The sequence below is a fragment of the Amycolatopsis halotolerans genome (assembly GCF_042647905.1).
Taxonomy (GTDB): Bacteria; Actinomycetota; Actinomycetes; order Mycobacteriales; family Pseudonocardiaceae; genus Amycolatopsis; species Amycolatopsis halotolerans.
In genome coordinates this window covers 75,079-88,311 of sequence record NZ_JBHRWI010000039.1, presented here as the reverse complement: position 1 = coordinate 88,311, position 13,233 = coordinate 75,079, and the positions used below count along the sequence as shown (strand labels likewise).

The following is a 13,233-nucleotide window of genomic DNA, read 5'->3' as shown; positions in this document are numbered from 1 at the left end:
AACACGCTGAAACGCCCCCAGAATGGCGTGGCTGCGGATCAATTCTCCCGCACGCTAGCACGGAGCCGGGACCTCGCCAACCCACTTTGCACGGCGGCAAAAATGCGCTGTGAAAGGTAATGCAGCATTGCATCGAATTACGCTCATTGCGCATTATCTGGACCATTGAAAGCATTGCTGGGAAGGTCTTGCACGCATTCCGCAGGAGCCTCTACTGTCGGGCTCGCCGACCGGTGCAGCGTGCGGAGCACTCCGGTTCCGGCGCAGGGGACGACCGCCGGCGGCGGCGGAAGACGGAGGGCGGCTTCTTGAGTGCCGAAACGGCGGTTGCGGCGGAAAATCCGGCGGTGTTCGATTTGGCCGATCCGGTGACCCACGCCGATTCCGACTTGTCCGGGCTGTGGCGTTATCTGCGCGACTGCGAACCGGTTTACCGGCATTCCGAAACGGTGCACGGCCCGGAATTCTGGGTGATCACCCGGCACGCCGACGTGCAGGCGGTGTACAAGGACAACATCCGGTTCACGTCCGAACGCGGCAATCTGCTCACCACTTTGCTGCGCGGGGGCGACACCGCGGCCGGGAAAATGCTCGCGGTCACCGACGGGCCGCGCCAGCGCGAGCTGCGCGCGGTGCTGCTCAAGGCGTTCTCGCCGCGGGTGCTCGAACGGGTCTCCGGACAGGTGCGCCGGTCCACCCGGCGGGCAGTGCGGGCCGCGGTGCGGCGCGGTGCGTTCGATTTCGCAGGCGAGGTGGCCGACCGGATCCCGATGACCACCATCTGCGATCTGCTGGGCGTGCCCGAGGCCGACCGGCCGCACCTGCTCCGGCTGAACAAATCCGCGCTCAGTTCCGACGACGCGGACGAAACGTTCAGCGACGCGTGGGCGGCACGGAACGAGATCCTGATGTATTTCGCCGAGCTGGCCGAGCTGCGCCGCGAAAACCCGGAGGACGACGTGATCAGCGCGCTCGCCACCGGCAGCATCGGCAACCGCGCGCTCACCGTGCACGAGATCATCTTCAACTGCTACAGCCTGGTCATCGGCGGCGACGAAACAGCGCGGCTGTCCATGTGCACCGCGGTGGAGGCGCTGAGCGAACACAAGGACCAGTGGCGCGCGCTGCGCGAGGGCACGGTCGCGAGGGAGACCGCGGTCGAGGAGGTGCTCCGCTGGGCGACGCCGGCCATGCACTTCGGCCGGGTCGCCCTCGAAGACGTGGTGCTGCACGACCGCACCGTCGCCGCGGGCGACATCGTGACGGTGTGGAACTGCTCGGCGAACCGGGACGAGCGGGTGTTCGACCGGCCCGAGGCGTTCGATCTGGCCCGCCAGCCCAACAAACACGTCACGTTCGGCTTCGGCCCGCACTTCTGCCTCGGGTCCTATCTGGCCAGGGTGGAGATGTCGGCTCTGCTCGGCGCGCTCGCCGAGTTCGCCGCCGAGATCGACGTGGCCGGGCCGGTGACCAGGGTGCGGTCCAACTTCCTCAGCGGTCCGAGCAGGCTGCCGGTCGCGGTCCTCCCGACCGCCGCCGCCGACGAGCTGGACTTGGCGCCGTGAGCGATGTAGCGGACCTCTACCCGCTTTCCCCGCTGCAGCAAGGATTGCTGTTCCACACCGTCTCCGACGACCGCGGCGGGATGTACGTGGAACAGGTCGCGTTCCGGGTCGAAGGCCCCTTCGACCCGGATGCTTTCGCCCGCGCGTGGCAGCTAGTGGTCGACCGGCACCCGGCGCTGCGCACCTCGTTCCTGTGGCAGAAGCTGGACGAGCCGGTTCAGGTCGTGCACCGCGAGGCGCGGCTCGACGTCGCGGTGGAGGATTGGCGCGACGCGAACGACGCCGAGCGCGAGCAGCGGCTGACGGAGTTCCTGCGCACCGACCACGCCCGCGGGTTCGACGTGGCGCGGGCGCCGCTGCTGCGCATCGCGCTGATCCGGCTCGCCGAGGACGCGTGGGAAATCGTCTGCAGCAACCACCACCTGATCTTCGACGGATGGTCCCGGGCGAGGCTGCTGCGCGAAGTGATGGCGTACTACTCGGCCGAGCCCGGAGCCGAGGTCCGCCTTCCGCCGGTCCGGCCATTCCGCGATTACGTCGGCTGGCTGCAGGCCCGGGACGACCAGACGGCCGAGAAGACCTGGAGGGACGCGCTCCGCGGGTTCACCGTGCCGACCGCGCTTCCGGCCGGGCCCGCGAACCCCGGCTCGGCGGGCTCGGCGAGCGCGGTGGCCGAGCTGGACGAGGAAGCGACGGCGGCCCTGCAGCGGATGTGCCGGGAGCACGGGCTCACTGCGAGCACGGTCGTGCAGGCCGCCTGGGGGATGCTGCTGGGCAAGCACAGCGGCGTCGACGACGTCGTGTTCGGCGTGACCGTGGCCGGGCGCCCGCCGCGACTGGCCGGCTCCGAGGACATGATCGGGCTGTTCATCAACACGATTCCGGTGCGCGTGCGCTGGCCGGACGGCCAGCCGGTCGGCGAGTGGCTTCCGGAGCTGCAGCGCTCGGTCGCCGAGCTGCGGCAGCACGAACACACCCCGCTGGCGCGGATCCGGGCGTGGAGCGAAGTACCGGGCGGGGTCGCGCTGTTCGACAGCCTGGTCGTCTTCGAGAATTACCCGCTCGGCGACGACTCCGTGCGCGGCGAATCGGACACGGCAGTGCGCGACGTCCGGGTCGCCGAGCAGACCGACGTGCCATTGACTCTGGTCGCGGCCCCTGGCGACCGGTTCAGCCTCCGCCTGCTGTATGCCGCCGACCGGTACGACGCTCCAACCGCCGCCGACCTGCTCGGTCAGCTCGCCCGGCTGCTGGCCGGCATGACAGCCGATCCGTCCCGTCCGGTCGCCCGGCTGCCGCTCTTGTCCACCATGGACGAAGCGGATCTGGTGCGGCGGTGGAACCCTGAGGCCGGGGAACTGCCCGCGCCGGCGCCGCTGGTGACCCGCTTCCAGGAGCAGGCCCGGACGCGGCCGGACGCGATCGCCGTCGTGTGGGGCGAGGAACAGCTGAGCTATCGCGCGGTGCTGCGGCGCGCGTCCGGTCTCGCGGAACGGCTGCGGTCGGCGGGCGTCGGCCAGGAGACGCTGGTCGGCGTGCTGTCGGAGCGCGGGCCCCAGCAGGTGGTGGCGGTACTGGCCTGCCAGCTCGCGGGCGGCGCGTACCTGCCGCTGGACCCGGCTTACCCGGCCGAGCGGATCGCGTATCTGGTGGCCGACAGCCGGACGCCGATCGTGGTGACCACCCCGGACCTGGCCGCGCGAGTGCCTGCCGGACCGGCGGTCGTCGTCCTGGACGCGCGCGAGGCCGAACCGGTCGACGCGCCGGTGGACCCGGCGCGGCTGGCGTACGTGATCTACACGTCGGGTTCCACCGGACAGCCCAAGGGCGTGCTGGTGCCGCACGGCAACGCGGCCCGGCTGTTCGACGCGACCCAGTGCTGGACCGGGTTCGGCGCGGACGACATCTGGAGCCTGTTCCACTCGATCGCGTTCGACTTCTCCGTGTGGGAGCTGTGGGGCGCGCTGGCGCACGGCGGCCGGCTGGTGCTGGTGGACGAACCGACCCGGCGCTCGCCGGACGACTTCGCGGAACTCCTTGCCGAGCAAGCGGTCACCGTGCTGAACCAGACGCCTTCGGCATTCCTGCCGCTGGCCTCCCGCGCCGGCGAACTGCCCGCCCTGCACACGGTGATTTTCGGCGGCGAGGCGCTGTCCGCCGGACAGCTCGCCGGCTGGGCCGGCCGCACCGGGTTGCGCCGGCCGCGGCTGGTGAACATGTACGGCATCACCGAGACCACTGTGCACGTGACCCAGCACCGGGTCGCCGAGCCCGATCTGCGGCCCGGGGCGGGCTCGGCGATCGGCAGGCCGATTTCGGACCTGCGCGTGTACCTATTGGACGACGATCTGCGCCCGGTGCCCGCCGGCGTGGCGGGCGAGCTTTACGTCGGCGGCGCCGGGCCCGCCCGCGGATACCTCGGCCGGTCCGGGCTCACCGCGGAGCGCTTCCTGCCGGACCCGCACGGCGCGCCGGGCGCCCGGATGTACCGCACCGGCGACCGGGCGAGGGCGCTGCGCGACGGCACGTTCGTCTACCTCGGGCGCAGCGACAGTCAGGTGCAGGTCCGCGGGCACCGCGTCGAACCGGGCGAGATCGAATCCGCGCTGCGCGCCCATCCGAACGTGACCGCCGCACACGTGCTGCTGCGCGACGAAAGACTGGCCGCGTACCTGGTCACCACCGGCGAGATCGCCGACATCCGCGAACACGTGGCCTGGTCCCTGCCGAGCTACCTGCACCCGGCGCACTACGTGGTTGTCGGCGCGTTCCCGCTGACTGCGCACGGCAAGATCGACGAAGCCGCATTCTCGGCACTGTCCGCCGACCGCGTTCAGTCCGGCACCGAGTACTCCGCACCGGACACCCCGGCCGAACGGGCGCTCGCGGAGATCTGGCAGGACATCCTGGGGCTGGACGCGGTCGGCGTGCACGACAATTTCTTCGCACTGGGCGGAGATTCGATCCTGAGCATGCGGATCGCGGCCCGGGCGATGCAGGCCGGGCTGCGGATCAATCCGCGGCAGCTGTTCGAGTACCAGACCGTTGCCGAGCTGGCGACGGCGGCCGGCTCCACAACAGCCGAACCCGCGGTGGCGGAGCCCGATCCGGTCGGCCCGATCCCGCTGACTCCGATCCAGTCCTGGTTCTTCGCCGCGGAACGGCCCGCTCCGCATCACTTCAACCAAGCATTCGTCGTCCGGCTCGAGCAGCCAGCGGACCCCGACGCGCTGCGAGCCGCGCTCGTGCACCTGACCTCGAAGCACGCGGCGCTGCGGCTGCGTTTCGAGCGACGCCCCGACGGCCGGTGGCAGCAGCGGATCGCGGAGCCCGCCGAGCATCCCGAGCTTCTGCGCTGCGTCGACCTGTCCGGCAGCGCCGATCCGACCGGCGCCTTCGAGGAGATCGCGACTGACACGCAGTCTTCGCTCGCTCTCGACGGCGGCCTGCTGCTGCGTGCGGTGCACGTCCGCCTCGGCGACGACGGCGAGCGGCTGCTGCTGGTCGTCCATCACCTGGGAGTGGACGGCGTTTCGTGGCGCGTCCTGCTGGCCGACCTCGCCGCCGCCTACGCGGAGATCTCCCGCGGCGGGAAGGCACCAGCCCGCGGGGCCGGCACTTCCTTCGCCGCCTGGGCGACCCGGCTGGCCGAGTACGCCGAGTCGGACGAACTCGTCGCGGAGATCCCGTTCTGGCAGGACATGCTCCGCGCCGCGAACACGTCGCTGCCGGTCGATTTCCCCGGAGCCGAACCGGACACGGCCGGCACGGCGGCAACCGTCACCCGGTCGCTGAACCGGCGGCAGACCCGCTCTCTCCTGCACGCGGGGTCCGCCCGGGTGCGGCCAGTCGAGGTCATGCTCGCCGCTCTCGGCCAGACCCTGGGGGAGTGGTCCGGCCGCGATCGCGTGGTCGTGGACACCGAGGGACACGGCCGGGAGACGCGCTGGGCAGGCGTCGACCTCACCGGCACGGTCGGGTGGTTCACCAGCCTCTACCCGCTCGAGCTGTCCGCGGGCGACGCGGTTTCGGCTCTGCGGCACGCGAAAGCCCGGCTCCGGTCGGTGCCGGACGGCGGCATCGGGCACCAGTTGCTCGCCTACGGCCGCGGTGTCCGTTTCGGCGTGCCCGAACGCGACGTCCTGTTCAACTACCTCGGCCAGTTCGACGAGACCCCGGAGAACGGCACCGGCTGGCGGCTGTCCGGCGAGCCGACCGGCGTGCCGCAGGACGCCCGCGCGCCGCGCCGGTATGCGCTGGAAGTGACCGCCGCCGTCGCGAACGGCAAGCTCCAGGTCCGCTGGACCTACAGCCCCGGCCGGCACCGCGAGGCCACCGTGGCACGGCTGGCCGCCCGTTTCCTCGAGTGCGTCGCGCAGTTCGCCGACGCCGTGGAAGACCCAGCACTGGCGACCCCGCAGGACTTCCCGCTCGCGACGGTCAGCCAGGACGTGGTGGACCGGCTCGCCGCGCTGCCCGGCGGTCTCGAAGACCTGTATCCGTTGTCGCCCATGCAGCAAGGGATGTTGTTCCATCTGCTGTACGCGCCGGAGGGCGGCGTGAATGTCGAGCAGGTGACTTGCCGGCTCACCGGCGACCTCGACGTGCCCTCGCTGCGTTCGGCGTGGGCTGCGGTGGTGGCGCACCACCCGGTGCTGCGCACTTCGTTCCACTGGCGCGACGGCGATTCCCCGTTGCAAGCGGTGCACCGCACGGTGGAAGTGCCGTGGCGGGAGCTGGACTGGCGAGACCGGACGGCCGCCGAACAACGCGCCGCGCTGGCCGACTTGCTGCGCGCGGACCGGGCCGAGCGGTTCCGCCCGGAAACCGCGCCGCTGATGCGGCTCACGCTGGTCCGCACCGGCGAGGACACTCGCGAGCTGGTCTGGACCCACCACCACCTCCTGCTGGACGGCTGGTCGCTGGCCCGGGTGTTCCAGGAAGTCCTCGCGTTCCAGCGGGCCGCACTGACCGGCATCGAGTTCGTCCCGGCGCCGGCCAGGCCGTACCGCGACTACCTCGGCTGGCTCGCCGAGCGCGATTCGGTGCAAGCGGAAGCGTTCTGGCGCAAGGAATTCGGCGGCGTCAGCGCGCCGACGCCGTTGCCGGTCGAACCGGGCGAGCCGACGCCAGGATCCGGATCCGCCACCGAGATCGTGCAGGTGACGGCCGAGCAGACCGCCGCCCTGCAGGACTTCGCCCGGCGCAACCAGGTCACGCTCGGCACCTTGGTGCACGCCGCTTGGGCGTTGGTGCTGCACCGGCACAGCATGGAACCCGAGGTCGTGTTCGGCACCGTCGTGGCAGGCAGGCCCGCGGACTTGTCCGGCGCCGAGGGCATGGTCGGGCAGTTCATCAACACCCAGCCGGTGCGGCTCGCCGTCGAGCCGGACCGGCAGACGCTCGACTGGCTGCATGACGTGCAGCGCGCGCTCGCCGACGCCCGCCAGTTCGAGTTCACCCCCCTGGTGGAGATCCACGGCGTCAGCGCGGCTCCCCGGGACCAGCCGTTGTTCGAATCGGTGCTGGTGTTCGAGAACTACCTGGTCGAGCAGCTGCCGGAAGCCGCGGCGGCGCGTCCCGCCGGAATGCCCGCGGTGGACCGGTTGCAGGGACGCGAACAGACCAACTATCCGCTGACGCTGATCTCGGCACCCGGCGAGCAGGTCCGGCTCCAGCTGCTCTACGACGGCGACCGCTACCGTCCGCAGACCGCGCGGCGGCTGCTCGACCAGGTCCGCACCGCGCTGGCGGCGCTGGCGGGCAATCCTCGGCGCACCGTCGCGGACCTGCCGGTGCTGGCCGAGGACGAAGCCCGGCAGGTGCTGGCCGACTGGAACGACACCGCGGTGCCGTTCCCGCTGGACCGGACGTTCCCGCAGCTGTTCCAGGCACAAGCGGCGCACACTCCGGACGCGCTCGCCGTGGCCGGCGACGACCGTGAGCTGACCTACGCCGAACTGGCCGCGGCGGCCGCAGGTCTCGCGCACCGCTTGCGGGGCCTCGGTGTCGAGCCGGAGACCAGGGTCGCCCTGTGCCTGGACCGCTCGGTCGACCTGATTGTCGCGATCCTCGCAGTGTGGCAGGCCGGCGGCGCGTATCTCCCGGTGGACACCGCGCTTTCCGCGCAGCGCATCGCCTTCATGCTCGACGACGCCCGCGTGGCGGTCGTGATCACCACCAGCGCGGCCCGCATCGCCCTTCCGCCCACGGACGCACAGGTCGTCTGCGTAGACGACGCTGACCAGCCCAGCGCGGCCCAGCCGCTGGATCCGCGGACCGGGCCTGACCATCTCGCGTACGTCATCTACACCTCCGGCTCCACCGGCAAGCCCAAAGGGGCGATGGTCGAGCAACGCGGGATGGTCAACCACTTGCTCGCGAAGGTCCGCGCCCTCGGCCTTTCCTCGGACGACACGGTGGCTGCCACCGCGTCGCCGTCCTTCGACATTTCGGTGTGGCAGTGCTTCTCGGCGCTGCTGGTCGGCGGCAGCGTGCGGGTGTTCGCCGATCCGGTGGCCCACGATCCGGTACGGCTGATGGCCGAGACCGCCCGCCGGGACGTGACGATCCTCGAAGTGGTGCCCTCGATGCTCCGCGCGATCGAGGCGTCCGAGGCGCCCGGGGAGCTGCCTGCGCTGCGGTGGCTGCTGCTGACCGGAGAGGCACTGCCTGCCGGCCTCTGCCGTGCCTGGCTCGCCCGGCATCCGCGGATTCCGCTGCTCAACGCATACGGTCCGACGGAATGCTCCGATGATGTCACGCACCACGTCATCGCGGCGCCGCCCGCCCCGGACGCTTCCGGAGTGCCGATCGGGACGCCGTTGCCGAACACACGGCTGTACGTCTTGGACGACCGGCAGCGTCCGGTGCCGCTCGGCGCGCCTGGCGAATTGTGCGTGGGCGGCAGCGGAGTCGGCCGCGGGTACGCCGGACGGCCCGGCCGCACCGCGTCGTCGTTCGTGCCGGACCCGTTCGGGCCGCCTGGCACGCGGCTATACCGCACCGGCGACCTGGTGCGCGCAGCCGCGGACGGCACGCTGGAATTCCTCGGCCGCATCGACCATCAGGTGAAGCTGCGCGGCTTCCGGATCGAACTCGGCGAGATCGAGGCTGTCCTGCACCGGCACCCGGCCGTGCGCGACGCGGTCGTCCTGCTCCGCGAGGACGTGCCGGGCAACCAGCAGCTCGTCGCGTACGCGGTGGCCGGCTCCGCCGACCGGGACCTGCTGGCGCACTGCGCGGAGCACCTGCCCGGGTACATGGTGCCGTCGGCGTTCGTCCGGCTGGACGCGCTTCCGCTGACCCCCAACGGGAAACTGGACCGGCGCGCGCTCCCGCCTGCCGCCGGGGCCGCCGCCACCGCCGAGGCGGACCGGCCGCGACCCGGCATGGAGGAACTGGTCGCCGCCGTCTGGTCGGGCGTCCTCGGCCGGACGGACGTGAGCCGGCAGTCGGCGTTCTTCGCGCTGGGCGGGCATTCGCTCTCGGCGATGCGGGTGATCGCCCGCCTGTCCGGACTGGTGCACGCGGAACTCCCGCTCCGCGCCTTGTTCGACAACCCGACGCTCGCCGACTTCGCCCGGTTCGTCGAGCGAGCGCGGACGGCGGACGATTCCACGCCGGCGCTGACCCCGACGCCGCGTGCTGGCGTCCTTCCGCTTTCCTTCGCACAGCAACGTCTTTGGTTCCTCGACCGCTGGGCGCCCGGAAGTTCGGCGTACAACCTGCCGATGGCGGTGCGCCTCGCCGGCGACCTGAACGTCGCCGCACTGGCGGACGCCGTGCGGAATGTCGTGCGCCGCCACGAATCCTTGCGCACCAGCTTCTCCAGCGAGGACGGCACGCCGTACCAGGTGATCGCCGAGACACCGGAGGTTCTGCTGCCGGTGGTCGACCTGGGCGAACTCGACCGGGCGGACGCGCTCGCGCAGGCTCGGGCGCTGGCGCGGCGGGACGCGCGGACGCCGTTCGATCTCGAAACCGGGCCGCTGCTGCGGGCGGCGCTGGTGCGGCTGGCCGACGACGACCACGTCCTCCTGCTGAATCTGCACCACATCGTCAGCGACGGCTGGTCGTCCGGCGTGCTGGTCGCGGAGCTGAGCGAGAGCTACACCGCGGCCGTCGAACACCGGCCCGCGGTGCTGCCGGAACTGCCGGTGCAGTACCCGGATTTCGCGGTGTGGCAACGCGAACTGCTCAGCGGCGACCGGCTGGAACGCGAGCTCTCGCAGTGGCGGGAGAAGCTGGCCGGCGCGCCCGGACTGCTTGCGCTGCCCACCGACCGGCCGCGGCCGGCGGTGCAGACCCACCGGGGCGCGAACCTCGCGGTCGACCTGCCCGCGCGGGTGGCGGCGGCCGCACGAGAACTGGGCAGTGCGGAAGGGGCGACTGACTTCATGGTCCTGTTCGCCGCCTTCGCGACCGTGCTGTCGGGCTACAGCGGCCAGCAGGACTTGCTGATCGGCACCCCGATCGCCAACCGCTCGCGGCCCGAACTGGAGCCGCTGATCGGATTCTTCGCCAACACCCTGGTGCTGCGCGCCGACCTGACGGGCGCGCCCACCGGCCGGGAACTGCTCGCGCGGGTGCGCGAGACCACTGTGGACGCCTACACCCGGCAGGACGTGCCGTTCGAGCTGCTGGTCGACGCGGTGCAGCCGGAGCGCTCGCCGAGCCACAGCCCCCTGGTGCAGGTGTTGTTCGTGCTGCAGAACGCGCCGGCAGGCGGTGCGCCGTGGCCAGAGCTGGAAATCAGCGCGCTGCACGACCAGCCGGCCGGTGACACCGCACGCTTCGACCTGACCCTCTCGGTGCGCGAATCCGCCGGAGGGCTGCACGCCAACGTCGAATACAACACCGATCTCTTCGACCAGGCGACGATCCTCCGCCTGATGCGCTCGTACGAAAGCGTGCTGGGAGCGTTGGCCGAGGATCCGGACCGGCGGGTGCCGGAGCTGCCGTTGCTGCCCGCACCGGAACTCGCCGCGCAGGCCGTGCTCGCCGGCCCCGTCGCCGAACTGCCGGAGACCACCCTGGCCGGGCTGGTGCGCGCGCAAGCGGAGCGAACGCCCGACGCGATCGCAGTGTCCTCGGCCGGGCGCGAGCTGACCTACCGGGCCTTGCGTGCCAAGGCAGAGCGGCTGGCACAGCGGTTGCGCGCGTCCGGGATCGGCCCGGAGGACCGGGTCGGCGTCTGCCTGGACCGCTCGCCGGAGCTGGTCGTCGCGGTGCTCGGCGTTCTGTTCGCCGCAGCCGCCTATCTGCCGCTTGATCCGGAGCACCCGGCGCAACGGCTCGAGTCGTTGCTGGCCGACAGCGCGGCCGTGGCACTGGTCACCGACCGGGCGTTCGCGTCGGACGTTGAAACGGTGCACCCAGGCGAGGGAGCCGAGTTGCGCGGCGGGACGCAAGCGGTGCCGGACAACCTCGCCTACGTCATCTACACCTCGGGCTCGACCGGGCGGCCGAAGGCCGCGATGAATACCCACCGCGCGATCGTCAACCGGTTGCAGTGGATGCAGGACACCTACCGCCTCGACGGCGACGACCGGGTGCTGCAGAAAACGCCGGCCACCTTCGACGTGTCGGTGTGGGAGTTCTTCTGGCCGCTGCTGACCGGCGCACGGCTGGTGCTCGCCGCGCCCGGCGGACACCGAGACCCGCGTTATCTGGCGGAGCTGACCGACGAACAAGCCGTCACCACGGCGCATTTCGTGCCGGCCATGCTCTCCGCGTTCGTCGAGGCACCGGAATCCGCCCGCGCGAGTTCCTTGCGCCGGCTGATCGCCAGCGGCGAGGCGCTGCCCGCGGAAGTCGTCCGCGCGGCCGCGGCGAGGTTGCCCGGCGTGCCCCTGCACAACCTGTACGGGCCGACCGAAGCCGCGGTCGACGTGACGCATTGGCCGTGCCCGCCGGACTCGACCGGCGCAGTGCCGCTTGGCGCACCGGTGGCCAACACGCAGATCCACGTGCTGGACCGCCTCCTTCGACCGGTGCCCGCCGGGGTTCCCGGCGAGCTGTGCATCGGCGGCGTGCAAGTCGGCCGCGGCTACCACGGCCGGCCGGGCCTGACCGCGGAACGCTTCGCGCCCGACCCGGCCGGGACGTCCGGAGGCCGGTTGTACCGCACCGGCGACCAGGTGCGGCTGCACGCCGACGGGGTGCTCGAATTCCTCGGCAGGCTCGACCACCAGGTCAAGATCCGCGGCCTGCGCATCGAGCCCGGCGAAGTGGACGCGGTGCTCGCGGCGCATCCGGACGTCCGGGCAGCGGTCACCGTCGTGCACGGAACCGGGGACCGGGCGCGACTGGTCGCATACGTCGTCGCGGAGTCCGAAGTGGACGATGCGGGACTTCGCTCGCACTGCGCTCGCACGCTGCCCGGCTACCTGGTTCCCGCCGCGTTCGTGCGCCTCGCGGAATTCCCGTTGTCGCCCAACGGGAAGATCGACCGGAAAGCTTTGCGGCCCGCGGACGGCGACGAACTCGGCGGCGTCGCGTACCGGGTGCCCGCGACTCCGTCCGAGGAGCGGGTCGCGAAGGTGTGGCAGGTCGTGCTCGGCGTGCCCGAGGTCGGCGCGGACGACGATTTCTTCGCGCTCGGCGGCCATTCGCTGCTGGCGACCCGGGTACACGCCCGGCTGCGCGCCGAATTCCGATCCGACCTGCCGCTGCGGGCGCTGTTCGAGCTGCCGACCGTCGCCGCGCTGGCCGCCGAACTCGACCGCCGGTCCGCAGCCGGGCCCGCGGCGGACGCCGGCGCCATCCGGGCGGTGGGCCGCGACGGCTACCGCCGCCGGAAGTCCGAACTCCGAATGCCGCGCGCGACCGCCCCGGCAGCGCGGCCCAGAGGGGGAGATGCGGGATGACCGACCTGCCCGGCACCGCCGAGCTGACCTACGGGAGCTACCTCGAACTGGACGCCTTGCTGCGGCTCCAGCGCCCGGTGAGCGAACCCGAGCACCCGGACGAGCTGCACTTCATCGTCACCCATCAGGCGATGGAGCTGTGGTTCAAGGTGATGATCCACGAGCTGTACCGGGTGCTGCCCTGCCTTGCCGACCGGCAGTGGGCACGTGCGGTCACCAGGATGCGCAGGGTCAACGAGATCTTCGCCGCCCAGACCGCACAGATGCAGACGTTGAACACGCTGGAGCCGAGTGCCTTTCTGCAGTTCCGGCACGCGCTCGGCACCGCGAGCGGATTCCAGTCGGTGCAGTTCCGGGTGCTCGAGGTGCTGGTCGGTCTGCGCGAGCCGGGCTATCTGACGCAGCTCGCGTCGACCAGCAGCGGGGTGCTCCCGTTCGACGTGACCGCCGCGCTCGCCGTGCCGAGCCTCGCCGAAGTGGCCGTCGGGGTTCCGCGCGCGGCGGGAGCCGACGACTGGCAGGCGGTGTACGCGGAACCGGACCGGCATGCCGCGCTGGTGCTGCTCGGCGAGGAGCTGCTGGACCACGACCGGATGTGGCTGCGCTGGCGGCACGAGCACTTGTGCCTGGTCGAACGGATCATCGGCAGGCTGGTGCGCGGCACCGGCGGCGGATCGTCCGGCTATCTGGAAGGCCGGGCCGCGCAGCGGGTTTTCCCGTTCCTGTGGGATCTGCGGCGGCAGCTGACCTTGGCCACTGAAAAGAACACCGCGAAAGAACCGCGCCGCTGAGCGCGC

3 protein-coding genes are annotated in these 13,233 nt (G+C 71.6%); all 3 read left to right on the top strand.

Translation table 11 applies throughout. The annotated features are described in order from the left end of the window. The first annotated feature begins 308 nt into the window (after positions 1-308). From ACFORO_RS29415 to ACFORO_RS29405, 3 genes are read left to right on the top strand one after another with little or no spacing between them, the layout of a single operon-like run. Positions 309-1,565 (top strand): cytochrome P450, encoded by a 1,257-nt coding sequence (locus ACFORO_RS29415; protein ID WP_377872257.1) that lies wholly within the window; start codon positions 309-311, stop codon positions 1,563-1,565. After that, positions 1,562-12,436 carry an amino acid adenylation domain-containing protein gene (locus tag ACFORO_RS29410; RefSeq protein ID WP_377872255.1) on the top strand — a complete coding sequence of 3,625 codons (10,875 nt, stop codon included), beginning with the start codon at positions 1,562-1,564 and terminating at the stop codon, positions 12,434-12,436. The genes ACFORO_RS29415 and ACFORO_RS29410 overlap by 4 nt, the downstream gene beginning before the upstream one ends. Then, positions 12,433-13,227: a tryptophan 2,3-dioxygenase family protein gene (locus ACFORO_RS29405; RefSeq protein ID WP_377872253.1), complete on the top strand. Its 795-nt coding sequence runs from the start codon at positions 12,433-12,435 to the stop codon at positions 13,225-13,227. Before ACFORO_RS29410 ends, ACFORO_RS29405 begins: the two co-directional genes overlap by 4 nt. Positions 13,228-13,233 lie beyond the last annotated feature (6 nt).